This window comes from Nonomuraea sp. LP-02 (genome assembly GCF_036289125.1).
GTDB classification, from domain to species: domain Bacteria; phylum Actinomycetota; class Actinomycetes; order Streptosporangiales; family Streptosporangiaceae; genus Nonomuraea; species Nonomuraea bangladeshensis.
Map to the genome: position 1 here is coordinate 8,452,875 of NZ_JAXCLK010000001.1, position 17,014 is coordinate 8,469,888.

Sequence of the window (17,014 nt, forward strand, 5' to 3'; positions counted from 1 at the left end):
CAGATAGGGGCCTAAGAGAAAAACTCGGCACCTGTAGCGCTTCAAAACTCGTGAGCGTGGTCTGAACTGGTGTTTCTTGGGTCGGCTAGGCTGCTCGGTGGTACTCGTTGATCGCTCCGCAGAGCGCCTTTCGGCACTGAATCCGGCCTTCCAGCGGTACCACAACGTGCTCATCTTGATCGGGTGGGCGTTGTTGACGGGACTGGTGCGGGCGGTGCGCGTTGTAGTGCTCGGCGTACTCCTCCAGGACCGATCGAAGGTGGCGTTCGTCGTAGATCAGCATCCGGTCGGTGTATTCGGCCCGGACGGTGCGCACCCAGCGCTCGGCGTAGCAGTTGGCTCGGGGCGTCCGCGGCGGCGTCTTCATCACCGTGACACCCTCGCCGGCGAAGATCTCATCGAAAACGGCGGTGAACTTGGTGTCCCGATCACGGATGAGGAACCGAAATGAGCTGGCCCTCCGCCCGAGGTTCATGAGCAGGTGGCGGGCCTGCTGGGCCGTTCATGCGCCGGTGGGGTTGGCGGTCACGCCCAGGACGTGCACCCGCCATGTCGCCACCTCCATCATAAACAACACGTACAGGCGTCTCAAGAAGATCGTGTCGACGTGGAAGAAGTCGCAGGTGAGCAGCGCCTTCGCTTGCAGGCGTAGAAACGTCCGCCAGGAGGTGTCGAGGCTTCGGGGAGTCGGACCGTGTCGGCGCGAACGCAGGATCCGTCGCACGGTCGCTGCGCTGACCTGTAAGCCGAGCCGAACCAGTTCACCGTGTATCTGCCGATACTCCCTCCTCGGATTCTCCCGTGCCAGGCGGAGGACCAGATCCCGGACTTCCTTGCTCGTTCCGGGACGGCCAGGGCGGTGGGGATAGGTCCACGAGCGTTTGATCAATCGGCGATGCCATGCCAACAAGGTGCCCGGAGTGACCAGCCGATGCGCCCGCAGTACCGCAGGTAGGAAGCGTGTCAAGGCGGCCAGGAGCGCCCAATCGGCCCAGTCCGGCTTCGGGCGGGCGAGTTGACGCTTCAACACGGCCATCTCGTGGCGGAGCACTATGATCGGTACAGGCTGTGCACCCGCTGCGATAGTGTTCCGCAGGCCGGGCAGGCGGTCTCCACGGTGTCGGTCCTGGCCTGGATCCGTACCGTGGTTCCCGACCGAAGACTTGCTCAACGCACACGCCGACCAGATGAGGGAACAGGACAGCGAACAGCTCTTCGATCAACACGCTGCAGATGCTTGTGATCAGAGGCACGGCTGCCGGCCAGAACGCCCGAACCGTGGTCTACTCGACGGGTCCGATCACGGAATGTGTGCCTGATCCAGAATTCGGCCGTCGTTGACAGCCACCTCAAGCCTGTCGAAGAGCTCATCTTGTGCTGAGCGCTCAAGCGGCGTGGGTGTCGTCATGAGAGCATGCGCGAGGCACGTGGCGCAGGCTTCTGGCCGGAGCGATCTACCGCGGGCGATGATGCTCCTGCCTCGATGTTGCCGCAGGCCCGGGTTCAGAGGAGGAGGAGTGACCTCGTATGATGATCCGACTTCTTCACCTGCTACTCTCCAGTAGAACGACTGGGAGGCGGTTGCACCCGGTGAAGATCCACGAATGCGACAGTTGCTAGTGTGAACCGACGTGAAAATGTCGGCGTCATGGGGCACGATGTGCACATGACAACGACGGATGATTCGATGGCGCGGTTGGTATCTATGGCGCTTGCGCTTGGAGCGCAAGAAGTCGCAGGTTGGAGCCGCGAGGAATTCGAACTTATCGGTCGCTTCGCTGCAAGGCCTCAATCATTGAGCCAGTCCGACATTGCTTCGTTGCGAGAGGCAATTCGGGAAGGGCAAGACCCTCTCGGCGATGAATTCTATCGAATAAGGTCTGCAGAGGCGCGAAGGCCCTTGGGGCAAACCTACACACCCGAGGCGATCATCAACTCGATGATCGAGTGGTCCGCCGCACAAAGCATACCCGACCGAGTAATCGACCCCGGATCCGGCTCAGGCCGCTATATCCTTGCTGCTGCGCGACGCTTCCCGAAGGCGCAGCTACTCGCTATCGACATTGACCCCCTGGCGACGCTGATGACTCGCGCGAGCCTTGCCGCTGCTGGCCACGCAGCATCTGCAACGGTTGCCCTAGGCGACTACCGTATTATGGGAGCCGCTCCCCACGTAGGACGAACACTCTATATTGGCAATCCGCCTTATGTTCGGCATCACCAAATCGACAGCACCTGGAAGCAGTGGCTTCTCAAAACTGCTCAGGAGCGGGGTCTGCGCGCTTCAGCGCTGGCAGGCTTGCATGTCCATTTCTTCCTAGCTACTGCTCAACAGGCGGCGCCAGGTGACTTTGGCACGTTTATTACTAGTGCAGAATGGCTTGATGTCAACTATGGAAGCCTAGTTCGCCAACTCCTACTTGATGGCCTTGGTGGAACGGCTATTCATGTCATCGAGCCTGAGGCAAGACCGTTTGCCGATGCTGTAACCACTGGGGCGATTACGTGTTTTGAAGTCGGGAAGGCGCACGCCAAGATGCGACTCAGGCGCGTCAAGGATACCAAGAACTTGGGAAGCCTCGAAGGAGGGCGCGAGATCTCTCGCGCGCGCCTAGCAGATGCAAACCGCTGGTCCGTACTCACGCGCGTAACACCAAAGCTCCCGAAAGACTTCGTGGAACTGGGCGAGCTGGCGAGGGTTCACCGCGGCACCGCCACAGGTGCTAACGATGTATGGGTGACGGATATGAACGACGGGCGAATCCCACGCAGTTGCCTGGTGCCTGCAGTCACCCGAGCAAGAGAGCTCTTTGCCGCAGGAGAGCGGCTTAAAAGTGCTGAGAATCTGCGTTGTATCATTGATATTCCTAGCAGTCTCCAGGATTTGAACGACGAGGAGCACGCGGCAGTTCGAGCCTTTCTCAAGTTCGCGGAAGAACAAGGCGTTCGTGAAGGGTATTTGGCTTCCAAACGGCGTGTGTGGTGGAACCTGGGGGTGCGGCAAGCAGCCCCGATCCTTGCTAGTTACATGGCACGACGGCCGCCAGCGTTCGTACTCAACGATGCCCACGCTAGTTACCTCAACATCGCGCATGGGATCTATCCACGAATGGAACTCCCTCCACAAGCTCTCGAACGCCTTGCTGCACATCTAAGGACTGAGGTAAGCCAGACACAGGGCAGGACATACGCCGGCGGGTTGACCAAGTTCGAACCCAAGGAGATGGAGCGGCTCCCGGTGCCAGCCGTTGAGACCTTGCTGAACGGCCTTTGATCTCCTATGGTAACCATGTGCCTGGTCGTGACAAGTTTCAGCTCTGGACGTCAGACGAGCTCGAAGCTGACCGTAAGCGGTCGGCTGATATTTTCCGGGACGAGCGGCTGACGGAAGAGACGCAGGAGTACCACGATCGCTTCGACAAGAATCGTGACCTCGTCGATGCTTTGCTAGCAGAGACTCGTGATCTCAGAGATCTGTCCGTTCTAGATCCCCCAACACTCGCAAAGCGTGAATTTCTTAAACCGTTCAGATATATTGCCGGACCGCCTATATCTGAGGGTGACCTCCAAGAGGTTACAGGTCTTTCTTCGGTCTCAGAGAAAGAGATCAGGAACAACTTCGAAGCGCGGGACATCATTGTCCAAGTCATCTATGATGGGCATGATCGATCAAGATTTCCTTGGATAGGCCATGACTATGAGCCGGATGAGCACGAGACTACGGCTGCTGCACTCGCCACCGCTGCTCTGATGTCTGCTAATGACAGCGAAGTCGCACGTAAGGCAAAACAGCGCGCCAAGGTGGAGAAGTTCTGCAAAGGCTTGGAAGAGCGCGGCTTCGAGAAGGTTAAATCACGGAAAATCCAGCGGCGCGAAGATCTACCCGGTCCCGGGCAGTTCTGTGGACGTGCTTCTATAAAGGATGGAGATAAGGGCGGCCAAGCCGACTTTGTCATCAGGCGCTGGGACGGCTTGGCGGTTCCGGTTGAATGTAAGTCGAGCAGCACGGAGTTGAACTCCCATAAAAGGATTTTCGTTGAGACTGTGCCGCGGGCTGAAGGATGGAAAGAGATTCTAGGGTCGTCGACTGTTTCTGCGGCCATCCTCGCTGGACCCTATGCGATAAATGATCTACAGGACGCGCAGACTAGGGGCCTCGCTATCTGGTGGTTCCATGATCTGTCCGTCGCATACGACTTTCTAGCAAAAGGGTAATCTAGCCATCGGTTTGGAGAGACGATCCAATGCTTCTGGGTCCACCAGTGTTGACTGCAGAGGAACTGGAAGTCGATCGCGTGAAGGCGATCGATATTTTCCGTGCAGAGAGAATCGAGGAACCTCTTGAGGAGTATCTTAAGGCGTTCGACGACTACAGCATGGCGGTTCGCACTCTTTTGAAGAGCACTCGGAATCTTGCTGACTTGGAAGCTAAGGCATGCGATGTCTTGACAAAGCCAAACCTGCTGGTCGCCTGCAGGTATCTTGCCTCACCTGCCGTTAGTGAGGATGATCTTAAAGTCCTCGCCGATGCCCGTCTCTCGCCCACGAGGCTCCAGGCGGACGAAGAGATGGCGCGTCGTGTCATCCGTACAATTCTCTCGGTCTTGGATCCTAAACGATTTCCTTGGGTTCATCGCAATCGGCCTGCCGAGGATGATGAATTGGCCATTGCCATCAATTCCACGGCGGCCCTAATTGCGACCCGTCGAGTGATGACGGATCGAGCCAATGGCTCTAAAAATGATCAAGAAGGAGCTGTTGCTGACTTCTTGGAGTCCGTTGGATTTCGCGAGGTTGCAACTCGGACGATTTCTAATCTAAGCCTCGCTCCGCGAGCTGGTGAATACTGTAAAGAAAGTATTTTCGGTAGCCGAAAGGCGGATCTGACTGTTGGTCTGTGGGATGGGCGCCACATGCCCTTAGAGTGCAAGGTGAGTAACTCTTCCACCAACAGTATAAAGCGTCTGAATAACGATGCTGCAGTAAAAGCGAAGATTTGGCTGCGCGAGTTTGGGACTGCACAAATAATTCCGGCCGCGATGCTGGCCGGTGTATTCAAGCTACGTAACCTTCAGGCAGCGCAGCAGGACGGGCTTGCATTGTTCTGGGCGCACGACCTAGAAGCTCTCGCGAGATTCATCGAGAGCACACGTTGATGCGACCGCAGCCATCGGCTCAGGACCACAAGCATCGAAAAGAAGCAGATTAAACTCGTGGGCTATCACGTTAGGGGCGAAACCTCTGAGTGATCAGGCCGCTGGCAACGTGAGGTACAGGCGTTGGAGAGCGGCTGCGCCAGCCTCTTCGACTTGCGGCAGGGCTCCCACGTGAGGCTCGCATGGCACGTTGAATCTGATGCGGAAGCCGTGTGCTCTCCGCGGTCGCGATCGACTGCAGGAGTGCATAGGAGGCTGCGGCTTTGTCGCCCGTGGCGCGGAAGACTTCGGCGACGGTGACGCGTTCGATGGGCTGCCGTTGCGGCGCGACACCGGTCGCGTCTGGTGCGTCCGCTTCTGCGAGACGCGTCGCCTCCTGGAGACGGCCGGTGGCGAGCAAGCCGCGGAGGTGTACTTCTCGTAGAACGAAGGGATTGACCAGTGGTGTGCCGTGGTGGGAGTCCACGAAGTGTTGCAGGTCGATGATGGTGGTGTCGAAGTACTCGATGTTGCCGAGTTCGGCGAGCGTACGGGCCAGGGGGATGAGGACTGCGCCGCGTGCGGTGGCTGGAGCGATGTCGCGGGCTCGTTGAAGACGAGCAGCGGCTGCCGGCTTCTTTTCGATCTTGCGTAGTTCGTTGCCGTGGACGCGTAGAGCGCAGGTTTGGAGGGCGACGTCGTCGAGGCGGTGGGCGATGAGAAGGGCGCGGCCGGTCCAGCGCGCGGCGGCATGGTCGGCGTGCCCTTCGAGAAGCCGTGCTTCGAGTCGCCAGACGAGGGGCCACAGTTCGTTGATGGCCTCGGCGCTGTGTCCTGGCCCGCGAGCGACGGAGGCCAGGCGGATGGTGGATTCGCCGAACTTGATCACGGAGATGAAGTCGGCTTCCGCGGGGTCGGTAACGCCGAGACTATGTGGGGGCGGTCCCATATATTGGGCCAGCCGTCGAAGGGTGGGCACGTCCGTGATGGCTCGCCGCCCGTTCTCAAGCATCGAGATATAGGTCGTGTCATAGCCGAGCGCTGTGAGCTTGCTCCGCTTTGACGGACACCGTTGTTGTGGTGGTCAGGCCGCTGCGGCGGCCTCGTAGTCGGCAGGGCTACGGTAGCCCAGGCTGCTGTGCAGGTGGTGCAGGTTGTACCAGCCCTCGATGAACTCGAAGATCGCGCTGCGGGCCGCAGCTCTGGTGGGCCAGGACTGCTGGTCGAGGAGTTCGCCCTTGATGGCCGCGAAGAACGACTCGGCCAGCGCGTTGTCCCAGCACTGGCCGGTGCGCCCGACCGACAGCCGCACGCCGAGCCGCCCGGCCAGACGGGCGTAGCCGGCGCTCGTATTTTGACAGCCGCGATCGGAGGGGAAGATCACCGGCCCGGTCGGCCGGCGTCGGGCGCAGGCCTGCTGCAGGGCCTCGGCCACCAGGCCGGTGCGCAGGTGATCGGCGGTCGCCCAGCCGACCACCCGCCGGGAGGCGATGTCGATGACGGTGGCCAGATACAGCCAGCCCTCCTCGGTGGCGATGTAAGTGATGTCGCCACACCAGCGCGTATCGACGGCCGCCGCGTCCGGCGTGAAGTCGCGCTCGATCAGGTCCGGCCGAAGGCCCGCATGCGGGTCGGGGATCGTGGTGACCTGCCGACGCCGATACCGTCCGGCCAGGCCGAGCGCACGCATCAGGCGGGCCACCCGCCGCCGTCCGCACCGCTGCCCGTCCTGCCGCAGCTGCGCGTGCACCCGCGGCGCGCCATAGCTGCCCCGCGAGCGCGCGTGCACCTGAGCGATCTGCTCGGCCAGTTCGGCATCGCGTACCGCGCGCGGGGCCGGGTGCGGCGTTGCGGCGGGCGTAGAAGGCGGCACGGGAGACTCCCAGCAGCTCACACGCCCGCTTGACGCTGTGACCGCCCTGCTTCTCCGCCTCGATGAACGGGTGCACGTTCACCGGGTCTCCTTGGCGAAGAAAGCCGTGGCCCGCTTGAGAACGTCGACGTCCTCGCGCAGCCGCCGGTTCTCCCGCCGCAACGCCTCCAGCTCCTGCCGCTCACTGCTGGTCAGCCCGTCGCGCTGGCCGGCATCGACCTCGGCCTGGCGGATCCATTGACGCACCGCGGTCTCGGTCAGGTCGAAGTCCTTGGCCACTTGACCGACCGAGCGGTCACCGCGCCGGCACAGCTCGACGATCTCGGCCTTGAACTCCGGCGTGAACGAGCGGCGAGGACGCGGTTTCTTCTTCCCCATGCTCTGCATCATGGACATCCTTCCGGGGACGAACCCCTGATCTCGGATGTCCGCCAAACCGGCTCAAGCCCACTGCGCTCACGGTGGACTGGGTGATCTGGGTGGTGCGTCGGTACGCTTTGGTGACCACTGCCAGGTGCCGGAGGCCAGGGCTAGGCTCGCGGATGGAGATGTCCACAGCCAGATTGGTGAGCCGGCGGAGGCGCGGCTGGGCAGTGGGGCGCCGCTGATGATGTGACAGGCGAGGCAGACCTGGGAGGCGTTCCATCCGTCGTCGACGGTTGTCGCGCACGCGGCACACAGCAAGTGCCCTACCTTAGAGGATCATGCAGCCTGGAGAACCACTCGGCGATCGAGCGCTTGTAGCCTTGCGGCATCCACAGGTCCTCCACCTCATGTTCGGCGAACAGGCCCACCTGTTTTGTGCTCGTGGCTGAGCACCGGCGGCTTGTCGGTGGTTACGGTGGCGCCGTACGTCACGATCAGCACGTCGACGCCGTGGAAGATGTGGTACTGCCAGGAGTCCAGGATCGGTTCGATGTGGGCATCCCAGCCGGCTTCCTCGCTGATCTCGCGCTCGAGGCTGGCTGGCGGGTCTTCGCCGAGCTCGAGTTTGCCACCCGGGCAGTTCCCATTCATCGCGTTAGTTGCGCAGCAGCAGCACCTTGCCCTCGCGGACGATCACGCCCTTTACCGCCACAGGAAAAGGTGTGGGGGGCGGTAGTTCATCAGCAGGGGCCTCTCTTCGTGGATGGCTGTGCCTGGCACCTAACACGGCCGACCGCTGCAGACCGGGGATCCGGGAGTTGACAACCTGCCACTTGTCCAATGCGGACGGTCTACCAGACGCTGGAGCCGAGAAACCCCGCGCCCGGCGGCTATCAGAGGTGATGACGGTGGACCATGAGGCTTTCGCCAGCCACTACGTGAACCTGGCGAGCAGCGATGGGCCGGTACGGGCCGCCACGATGTTGATGCGCGATGGCCTGGTCACCTTCGGCGGAGTTCACGACCGGCGCTCGGTGGTCGATCTCGCCTCGCGGCTGCTGACCACTCGGGAGCACCGGGATGCTGGGGCAGACCGTGTCACGACGCCGATAGGGGATCCGTGGCGGATCGTCTCGGCTATGCGGCCGTCTGGACGCCGCGGTGTTTCACACCGATAACGAGGCGCAGCTCGGGTTCAAGGAGTCGTTGCAACACTGCCTGTCAGCAAGCCTAGCTGCTCGTTGAGCGCCTCTGCCGGAGTACGCGTTCGTTGTAACAGGAGATAGGCGATTTGACCTTGCGGGTGCTGATTCGCGGGCGGGGGGTGGGAGCAGCGCGGCCAAGACACGGCGCCCGACGACGCCCACCAGGCCGGTGGCATACCCCGAATTGTCGCCAGGCCGAATCACCAGGTCGCGCGGAGCATGCAGGGCGATAGAGAAGCCGCAGCGATCGGGGTCGGTGCCGGGCCGGGACTCGGCGGCGTCGACCACTACCGTCCGGAGGAGTTGATAGAGGGTGAGTATCGACCACATCTGCTGCTCCAAGCCGGCGGGATCGCCTGACCGCAGTCTCCGCCCTTGCATGACCGTGTGGCGGAGCGCGTAGTAGGCCGACTCGTGTTCCCACCGCTGGTGGTAGAGGCTGATCAGGGCGGCGGCCGGATAGCGGCGGGCGTTGGTCAGCGTGGTGGCCAGGCGGTAGGTGCCGGCGAAGGTGGTGCCGTCCGCACAGGTCACCGTCACGCGGGCCTCGATGATGCGGATCTGTAAGGTACCGATCATCGACAGGTAGGAGCCGTCGGTGAGCGGAGCCAGGATGGGGGTGCGCCGGTTGCTGCGCAGCCGGCCGAGGAACTGCGCGCCGGTGGCGCTGACCTGGGCGAGGAAGACATTGCCGTCGAAGCCTTTGTCCCATAACACGAGCATGTTCGGCTTCAGCAGTTGCAGCAGGCGCCGGGCATAGGCGCTCTCGCCTTCGCCGGTGGGGCCGAAGACCACACCGATCAGGGCCCGGGTTCTCGTCTCGACGAGTGTCATCAGTTCCAGCAGGGGGTAGCCGCCGTGGCCGGGGCTGCCGAGCCAGGCCCGGTTACGAACGGTGTCGGGGGCCTTGAGCGAGCTGCAGCTGTCGAGGGAGACCGTGCGGTAGACCCCGAAGCGCGCTCCGGGAGTTCGAGGCTGGGCCAGCGGTCCGCTCAGCACCTCGAACAGACGCTGCATCGGCGCACTGCCGACCCTGCGGCGTAGGTCACGCAGGGCTTTGGCGGTGGGTGCCAGGACCGGCAGGGCGGTCAGCGAGGCCGTCAGTTTCTGCCAGACCAGTAGGTAGCCGACCTCGGGGAACAGGCACATCGCCAACAGGAAGTAGACCCCGACCCGCGAGGGCAGGCCGCGCAGGCGACGCTGCACGTTGCGTGTCTCCTCGAGGATCGCAGCGACGATCTCGAACGGCACGAGCGCGGTCAGCTCACCCAAGTGCCCGGGAGCGAACAATTTCTTGGCTGGCGGACGGGGCAAGGACCCCGTCTCGGCAGTGCTGGAAACAACAGAGCTGGCATACTCGGCAATCAACGGAGATCCAGTTCTTCGACGGCTGGTTGAGGTGTTTAGCAGAATGGCTTCGAAGCGACGATGGACAAGCCGCACTTGCGGCAGTAGCCCGACATCACGGGGACGGCCTCCTGAAGCTGGAGCCACGGGCTCTCCTGACAGTAAGGATCCCGTACGACATCGTGAAGGATCCCGTACTGCGTCGTGCTAGGCATTGAAGATTTGCCGCATGAAGAGTTGGGCCAGCTATCTGCTTTCTGAGAGAACTCAAATCGCGGTTGGAAAGTGAGTAGCCAATACGCTCTTAGGTAGAACGACTAATGCTTCGGTCCAGCGCCCATTCCTGTCCTCAGGCAGGTAAGGCATTAAAGCCTGGCAGCGGCACCATCCTACAATCGAAACTTCGCTGTCTGTTACTTCGCAGCAGACGAGGGCCCAGGCTGATTCAATACGCCCGACCTCCACCTCATTTCTGGAGATGAAGAGGCGAAAGGTGGATCCGCCTCGGCTCCTCTGAGTCTTGACTTCGAGCAGCCGACTCTCCCGACTAATAGTCGGGGCACTAACATCATAGCCAAAGGAGTCCGAAATCTTACTAACCTGCAGCACCTTCGAAGCCAGATCGGTTCGACCAAGCGAAGCGAGCTCATCGGCGCATCGTTCGACGACGAACGTTTCACCAAGCTCCCCCAACTCAGCTCTAGCGTCGAGGCCCGTCGCTCCAGACCCGACTCCAAGCGATCGCTCTTCTGCAGAGGCAAGGCGACGTGCAGAGTGGATGTCTGCGCCGAGGCAGATAGCAAGGTATGTCAGCGCCTGCCGGTCGTCCAGCAAAGCAATTTGGCGGAGTTCCCGCGTCGCAACTATATGATCGTCTGCCTTCTTAGACAAAAGCCGGAGGCTTAGTAAAAGTTGCTCACCACGACGAAGGCTCTGTGGCATATGGAGGCCGTCAGTTAACGCACGCTGATATGAGGCATGTAGAGCCGCTTCGCTGTTACCTTGTACATCAAGAAGGCGTGCGACGTAAAGGGCACTCCGTAGTTCGTAGTAGGTCACTCTCGCGTGACGATTAACGTTATTCACCCAAATTTATCTTCCTGAAGGTGGCGCAAAATCTCTTCGAGGTCTGCAGGGTCGTCCATCGGGGCGCCATAATCCTCATCGTCTGGAAGAGCCATCTGAGCAAGATAGTCATCCGCCAGAATGGCGCCTAGTCTACGTGTCTTTTGTTCGACTCTGCGCGCTACGCGTTCGTCAATAGTACCCTGCGTGATCAGGATTGTCATTTTGGTGGTGATATTCGGGTCGAGGCCAAGACGATGAATCCGGTCGAGCGATTGCAAGTACTGGCCAGCGTTGAATGTTCTATCGATGTAGATAGCGTGATGGCAGTCTTTGTGCAGGCTGACGCCTTCGGCCATAGCCGCTGGGTTAGCGAGCAGGACCCGACAACTAGGGTCATTGCGGAATCTATCGAGCTCGCGTTCCCGGGTTCGTGTTCCCGTGGGGGCATCGTCCTGGGAAGGAATGGCGCCATAGATCAGCGCTGGACGCAGAGCGGATAGCTGTTGTTCAAGGTCAAGTAGATTATCGGGGAAGTTGGACCAGATAAGGGTCTTTTCTTTCTCGAGTGCATTCTCTCTAGCGATAGCGCACGCATGAGCTATCTTGGGCGCAACTTCATGTTGTGAATATGATTCAACGAGTTGTGCAAGGCGGCTCCCAGGTGGAATCGAGAGTGGCGGGAAACGGTATGCACGGCCTGGGTCGGCATCTTGTGCGAGCAATCGCGGACTACTAGCGGCCTGAAGGAGATACATCGCGACCTCACCCATTTGTGAAAACATGGCACTATCGCGTCGATCGAGATCGAACATTCCGGCATATCTGTTGAGCATTGCGTCATAGATAGCGCGCTGTATGCGGCCCGGGCGTACGAGCATCGCTTCGATGTCTGGTTCTGGAAGTTTGAGTTCCCCTTTCGTGGTACGCACGTACAGTGGGCGGATCGTGTGGTTCATCTGTGATAGAGCGGTCGTGGAGGGATCCGCGCGCAACGCGTCGTCAGGAAGCTGGCGAGAAATCTCGCCGCCAGGCCAGAGAATATCGAGTAATGCCGCAATATCACGGGGATGGTTGGGTGCGGGCGTGCCGGTCAGGATGTCCCTTCGTGCCGCAAAGGGGGCTAGGTCGATGATAGCCCTTCCCCACTCGCCAGCTGTTCCTCTCTTTGCCCGATGTGCTTCATCGATAACGAGATGCACTGCGTGCTCGGCCATCCATATACTGAGAGGGACCTGTGCAGCTAAAAGACGTTGGTAATTGATAAGAACCAGGTCCGTATCTTGAACGGGACCGTTCATCCAACGGGAGAAAGTCAGGGGCGGCTCGTGCAGTTTGGTGGCTTCTTCTTGCCAAGCACTAAAGGCTGAAAGCGGCGCCACAACGAGGAGACGATTAACTTGGCCCGCCCGTTTCACGTGTTCGTGTAGGGCGAAGGTGACGGTTGTCTTGCCTGCGCCCGGAACTGAGAAGTTAGCACCGTGAGGAAGGCTCGCAAGCTTGCTAAAGTCCCGAATTTGGAAGTCTCGGAGACTACGCGTAAAGCGTGTTTGCAGATCGAGTGTCGGTCCGATTGAGCGGCCATCGATTGATGCGGAACCGCCGTGATCTACTCGGTCTAGGGCGCCCTTGAGAGCCTTAGAGTCGCGATTGGCCGCCTCGAGAAGGGACGCCACTGCGTGATCAACCTCGAGGCGGACTCCATGGCGACGTAGCACGCCTTTGAGTATGCGTCTTCTGCCAACCAACGTGTCAGGACGGATCTTGGTTTCGAGGCCGAGTGACGACGATCCATCGTTCAGCGCGAGGAGTATGTCCTCCCATACTCCTCTATCCATGTTGTGGCGCTCAACCACGATCGACGGCGGCGTACCGTGCAAGAACATGCGGACCGATGGATTCATTTAGCTACGCTCCTCCAGAACGATGACTTCTTGGGTTGGGGAGTCCGCGACAAGTTGAGCGACCTTACCTGCGAGTTCTTGTATTTCTTGGAGGAGCATAAGGACAGTGGGCTTGCTGCCTTCGAATTGAATGTCGGTCCTGACATCCTGTAGTGCTTTGAGAGCATCGTTGAGAGCAGTCTTGGCGCTGTTGAGGTGTCCTTGTGGTCTGAGGAGCTTCGTGCCGGCTGCACTGCGTCGTTTCTCAAGGTCGAGAGCCTTCTTGACCTTGACGCCCACTTCGGAAAGGAGGTCGGGCGCTGCGACAGTTTCCCCGGTGGGAAGGACGATTTCGGTATGTTCGTCGGCCTGATGGGCCCGTGCGACAACATTGAGGAGAGCTCGGATTTCTGGCTGCACGGCGTCGTTTGGATCTTCTGTATCCTCTCCGAGAATATCCAGGCCGTCGGCAGAATCGCCCTCTAGCGGCGGCCCCTTAGGCGTAGAACCAGCGGGTTGAAGCTGCTCCTTGTACCTGCCGAGCTCTTCTAGGACGTGTTCTTCGATGAAGCTGCCGGTCGCGTGGCGAAGCTTGTGTACTGAGTTGTTGCCAGTCAAATATGCGATCATCCAGCTCGCTATGATCGGATCAGAAGCGAAGGTGTTATTCCGCTCCAGCTCGGCGTGCTTGACGCTTCTTAGGAGTTCCTGCCAATTTTGCAGCTTGTCCGCGTCTGTGGCGAATACCGTCATAGGAAGCGGTGGATGTACGAGCTTGCGCGCTCTCTCCATGAGTCGAAGGATTTCTCTACGCTCGAAAACTCGTTCTGCTGCGGTCATACCGTTGGCTTTATTGAGGCGCAGCGTCCGTGCTATTTGCTCGTCAGTAAGCTCAGCTTCATGGAGCCTTTTTATCATCATAAGCTGATTTGCGAGTCTGTAGGAGTCTTTGAGTTCGACTTGTTGTTGAAGTACGGTCTCGATCTCTAGGAGTTCACGGTTATCGAAGATGTCGCTCAGGACAGCGACCTTGATAGTGGTTGTGCTTCCCTTTCCTGACCGGTCCAGCTGCCGGAGTAGCACGCATCGCGTGTTTCCGTTGATAAGCTTCGCCGAACGGGTTATAAGCCCGGGTTGCTGCTGTCCCTCCTGAGATAGATTCTCTTTAAGGGCATCGGCGTTGCGATGCACCTCCTCAACTAGCTGGGCTATGACCCTTTGTGAGCGCTCGGAAGTTGGATCTGCTCGTACCAGTTCGCAGTCGGGATGGTCGTCAAGCTGCGGGGCGATGCGGAAGCTTTCGTGATTCAGGAGGGGAACGTCGAGGGGGAGCTCGATAACGGGGAGGATCGTCCCACCTCTGAGTGGGAGCGTGAGAGTCTCCTTTGCGCCTGGCGCTTGCTCGTACTGCTGGAGGGCGCGAACTATGTGGAGCTTCCGATTACTCTCTGTCATTGCGGTCCTTGCGAGATTGGTCTGTGTATATAGGTGAACGTAGCAAGGGGACTGACAAAGCGGGGGCCGATGATCGGAGACCGCCCTGAAGTAGTCCCACCCGGATGGCCCACCCCGATAGGGTACGCCGCCGACCAGCTGTTGATGGGAGATTTGAGTCGGTCAGGTCCCCATGGGTGGCGGCCGTGTCGATGCGCGCGACGCGGCGTACGAGATGGCGTCCCGCTTGGAGACACGGCTTCGTGCTGTGAGCTGGGGTTTTGCTGCATGATCAGAGGGCTGCGATATTGCCGGGGTGTTGTGCCGTTTGTCTACCGGTTGGTGAGGGGTTTGATCAGCCTGCCGCCGGTGCTGGATGTGCCGGCCCGTCCCATGACTTTGAGCGGCTGGTGCTCCGTCACGAGAAACTATGGGGCTCAAGAACTCCTATCACTTATCACGAGGAGAGCCTTCGTTGGCGGGTGCGGTTGAGGACCGCCAAGCGGTTGGCCGGGGTTGCCCAGGACCATATTGTGTGATCTCGTCCACCGTATACATCGTTACACGGCGCCTGCTGTCTTTGCCTGTACTGCTGCTGCTACGGCTTGGGGGTCTACAAGGAGGCGGAACTGCTCGTGCTGCGACATAGAACACGGTTCTACACAGTCAGGTCCCGCAGGTGCGCTTCCAACCAGCCGACCGCCTTTGGTTCGCGGCGCTCTCGCATCTGGTACTTCGCTCCCGACGGGTCAATCTTGCCGATCCTCCGGCCACGCTGCTGGCCTGGCACCGCGAAATCGTGGCCAAGAAGCAGGACCACAGCAGACGGCGCTGTCCCGGACGGCCACCACTGCGACTGCGGTCAAGGCCCTTGTCCTGCGCATGGCTGCAGAGAACTCGAGGCGGAGACACCGGCGTATGAATGGTGAACTCGGCCATGTTGTCCACAGGCTGGCCGTTGAGGTGGTCTGGCAGGGTGAGCGCGTGGGTGACCAGCCCGCTCGCCAGGGCGTTCTCGGCTTCCTCATCGTCCCAGGCGATCTTCGGTTTGCCCGGGTCGGTGTAGTCGTGGGTATGGCAGTGAGGCTTTTCCAACCTGATTGCGCTGGTCAGCAGGGGGCGGCGCCGGGACGGGTTGGCATGAGAAGAGGCTCCCGGTAAGACAGCAGTCGACCAAGATCCGATGCCTCTACCGGAGAGCCTCGTTGCTGTCATACCGTGCCGCGATCCCGCTGTCCAATCACACCCTGCCCCCCCTGGCCGAACTGATCCGCGCGCAGCGGGCTGCGCGCCGCTGCCGATGGCGACGACTGGACCCATCCCGGCAAGCCCTGCTCGTACTCGCCCACCTGCGCAACGGCGACACCTACGCCCGCCTGGCCGCCGGCTTCCACGTCGGCACCAGCACCGCCTGGCGCTACGTCCGCGAGGCGACCGACCTGCTCGCCATGCTCGCCGACGACGTCCACGCCGCCGTCTTACGCGCCGGCCGGCTGGCCTACGCCATCCTGGACGGCACCCTGATCCCGATGGACCGGCTGGCCGACGAACGCCCGTACTACTCCGGCTGTGAGAATCATGTTGTGCTGCTCCGGGGCCATGGCCTGACTCGTACTCTAAACACCGCCGCCACGGCGTGAACGTGCAGGTCCTGGCCGATCCGGCCGGCCGGCTGGTGTGGGCCTCACCCGCGCTGCCCGGCGCCACGCATGATCCTTCGCCGACAAGGCATATCAAGGCGCAGGCGGCAGCATCCGCACCCCGTTCAAAGGCCACCACCTGCGGCCACCGCTGTCACGCCATCAGCGCGCGGTCAACCGCGCACACGCCCGCATCCACGCCCGCGGGGAACGCGCCGTTGCCACTTTGAAGATCTGGAAAGTCCTGACCCGGCTGCGATGCCGCCCACACCGCGCCACCACGATCGTGCAGGCCATCCTCGTCCTGCAACTCATCGAAGAAGGCCGCTACTCAAGATGAAAAGTGCTCAGTGTGCCGCTATCAGCGTGCTCGCGCCGGGCACCTGGCGGGCGACCCGGCGGATCGCGGCGATCAACTGGGTGATGGTGTCCTGGGTGGCGGCCGCATCCCGCAGCACCGTCGAATCCAGCGCCCGCCGCGTCCGGCTGGCCAGCACCCCGGTCTCCGGCGACGACAGACGTGCCAGTATCGCATTGGATCGGGCGATGGCCTGAGATCAAGTGTTGGGAGTGCGGGGGACCTTAAAGTGAGTCAGGCCAGCTCGCCGTACAGGTCGACGGCCCGCTGGGAGGCTTTGGGGTGTTCTGGTGCTGGCTGCTGTTGCGATTCGATTCGCACGGGTGAGATGGAGCGCTGCTCGTCCGCTGGGTTTTGAGCGGCAGCCAGGCGGTGGGCGGTCACCGGGTGGAGAGGGCGGCGATCCCCAGGCCGGGGTCAATGTGCCGATCGGACGGCAGGCAGGCTTCGATGACCTTCAGGGGAGCCGGTTCGATGTCGGGCAGGTCGGCCAGGGTGGCGAGGGCGGTGCTACTGGTGTTCAGCATGACCTGGAGGTGGGCACCTCAGACAACGAACGGCGAGTGACGGCGTACACCATCGAAAGGATCAGGAACTGTCCAGGTGACACCCGCTCGCGAGGCCAACCAAATGGCTCCCGCTGGGAACCTGGCGGCAACCTCTTACCCCTGTCGGAAGCGATCCAACCGTGCCAAAGTGATCCACACG

The 17,014-nt window shown here is 60.9% G+C and carries 14 protein-coding genes and 1 pseudogene; 4 read left to right on the forward strand and 11 right to left on the reverse strand.

All coding sequences use genetic code 11. From position 1 onward, the window contains the following. Positions 1 to 85: 85 nt before the first annotated feature. Positions 86 to 475 (reverse strand): integrase core domain-containing protein, encoded by a 390-nt coding sequence (locus SMD20_RS39740; RefSeq protein WP_329591130.1) that lies wholly within the window; start codon positions 473 to 475, stop codon positions 86 to 88. Positions 476 to 502: 27 nt separating this feature from the next. Continuing rightward, positions 503 to 1,036, reverse strand: coding sequence for a hypothetical protein (locus tag SMD20_RS39745; protein WP_329591132.1), 534 nt, complete (start codon positions 1,034 to 1,036; stop codon positions 503 to 505). Between the two features lie 585 nt (positions 1,037 to 1,621). Between SMD20_RS39745 and SMD20_RS39750 the strand changes: the two genes are divergently transcribed. From SMD20_RS39750 to SMD20_RS39760, 3 genes are read left to right on the forward strand one after another with little or no spacing between them, the layout of a single operon-like run. Next, complete coding sequence (locus tag SMD20_RS39750) at positions 1,622 to 3,274, forward strand: Eco57I restriction-modification methylase domain-containing protein (RefSeq protein WP_329591134.1); 1,653 nt, start codon at positions 1,622 to 1,624, stop codon at positions 3,272 to 3,274. A 17-nt stretch (positions 3,275 to 3,291) separates the two neighbouring features. Beyond that, a complete protein-coding gene (locus tag SMD20_RS39755) occupies positions 3,292 to 4,215 on the forward strand; it encodes a XamI family restriction endonuclease (protein WP_329591136.1) in 924 nt (307 codons plus the stop codon). Between the two features lie 47 nt (positions 4,216 to 4,262). Next, on the forward strand, positions 4,263 to 5,156 hold the full coding sequence (locus SMD20_RS39760; protein ID WP_329591138.1) for a XamI family restriction endonuclease: 894 nt from the start codon (positions 4,263 to 4,265) through the stop codon (positions 5,154 to 5,156). Between the two features lie 70 nt (positions 5,157 to 5,226). On the opposite strand, the gene SMD20_RS39765 is transcribed toward SMD20_RS39760, so the two are convergent. The 8 genes from SMD20_RS39765 to SMD20_RS39795 form a co-directional block, all read right to left on the reverse strand. Next, positions 5,227 to 6,024 carry a hypothetical protein gene (locus SMD20_RS39765; protein ID WP_329591140.1) on the reverse strand — a complete coding sequence of 266 codons (798 nt, stop codon included), beginning with the start codon at positions 6,022 to 6,024 and terminating at the stop codon, positions 5,227 to 5,229. Positions 6,025 to 6,219: 195 nt separating this feature from the next. After that, positions 6,220 to 7,008 (reverse strand): IS3 family transposase, encoded by a 789-nt coding sequence (locus SMD20_RS39770; RefSeq protein WP_329591142.1) that lies wholly within the window; start codon positions 7,006 to 7,008, stop codon positions 6,220 to 6,222. Between the two features lie 78 nt (positions 7,009 to 7,086). After that, a complete protein-coding gene (locus tag SMD20_RS39775; RefSeq protein WP_329591143.1) occupies positions 7,087 to 7,386 on the reverse strand; it encodes a transposase in 300 nt (99 codons plus the stop codon). Positions 7,387 to 7,779: 393 nt separating this feature from the next. Beyond that, complete coding sequence (locus SMD20_RS39780; protein ID WP_329591145.1) at positions 7,780 to 8,025, reverse strand: NUDIX domain-containing protein; 246 nt, start codon at positions 8,023 to 8,025, stop codon at positions 7,780 to 7,782. A 515-nt stretch (positions 8,026 to 8,540) separates the two neighbouring features. Then, the gene (locus tag SMD20_RS39785) at positions 8,541 to 9,851 is read right to left on the reverse strand and encodes an IS4 family transposase (RefSeq protein ID WP_329591146.1); all 1,311 of its coding nucleotides are present in this window, start codon (positions 9,849 to 9,851) and stop codon (positions 8,541 to 8,543) included. A 342-nt stretch (positions 9,852 to 10,193) separates the two neighbouring features. Further along, on the reverse strand, positions 10,194 to 10,868 hold the full coding sequence (locus SMD20_RS48490) for a protein NO VEIN domain-containing protein (RefSeq protein WP_442942628.1): 675 nt from the start codon (positions 10,866 to 10,868) through the stop codon (positions 10,194 to 10,196). A 140-nt stretch (positions 10,869 to 11,008) separates the two neighbouring features. Next, a complete protein-coding gene (locus tag SMD20_RS39790; protein ID WP_329591148.1) occupies positions 11,009 to 12,895 on the reverse strand; it encodes a DEAD/DEAH box helicase in 1,887 nt (628 codons plus the stop codon). Then, positions 12,896 to 14,329: a hypothetical protein gene (locus SMD20_RS39795; protein ID WP_329591149.1), complete on the reverse strand. Its 1,434-nt coding sequence runs from the start codon at positions 14,327 to 14,329 to the stop codon at positions 12,896 to 12,898. Between the two features lie 1,184 nt (positions 14,330 to 15,513). Between SMD20_RS39795 and SMD20_RS39800 the strand changes: the two are divergent. Beyond that, positions 15,514 to 16,288 (forward strand): annotated as a pseudogene (locus tag SMD20_RS39800) (transposase family protein). Between the two features lie 398 nt (positions 16,289 to 16,686). Here SMD20_RS39800 and SMD20_RS39805 read toward each other — a convergent pair. Further along, positions 16,687 to 16,833 (reverse strand): hypothetical protein, encoded by a 147-nt coding sequence (locus tag SMD20_RS39805; RefSeq protein ID WP_329591151.1) that lies wholly within the window; start codon positions 16,831 to 16,833, stop codon positions 16,687 to 16,689. Between the last annotated feature and the right edge of the window lie 181 nt (positions 16,834 to 17,014).

Coding starts and splice junctions, on each gene's coding strand:
- SMD20_RS39780 (WP_329591145.1), bottom strand. CDS start 8,025: ATGAATGGGAACTGCCCGGGTGGCAAACTCGAGCTCGGCGAAGACCCG.
- SMD20_RS39790 (WP_329591148.1), bottom strand. CDS start 12,895: ATGAATCCATCGGTCCGCATGTTCTTGCACGGTACGCCGCCGTCGATC.
- SMD20_RS39745 (WP_329591132.1), bottom strand. CDS start 1,036: ATGGCCGTGTTGAAGCGTCAACTCGCCCGCCCGAAGCCGGACTGGGCC.
- SMD20_RS39740 (WP_329591130.1), bottom strand. CDS start 475: ATGAACCTCGGGCGGAGGGCCAGCTCATTTCGGTTCCTCATCCGTGAT.
- SMD20_RS48490 (WP_442942628.1), bottom strand. CDS start 10,868: ATGCCACAGAGCCTTCGTCGTGGTGAGCAACTTTTACTAAGCCTCCGG.
- SMD20_RS39775 (WP_329591143.1), bottom strand. CDS start 7,386: ATGGGGAAGAAGAAACCGCGTCCTCGCCGCTCGTTCACGCCGGAGTTC.
- SMD20_RS39795 (WP_329591149.1), bottom strand. CDS start 14,329: ATGACAGAGAGTAATCGGAAGCTCCACATAGTTCGCGCCCTCCAGCAG.
- SMD20_RS39805 (WP_329591151.1), bottom strand. CDS start 16,833: ATGCTGAACACCAGTAGCACCGCCCTCGCCACCCTGGCCGACCTGCCC.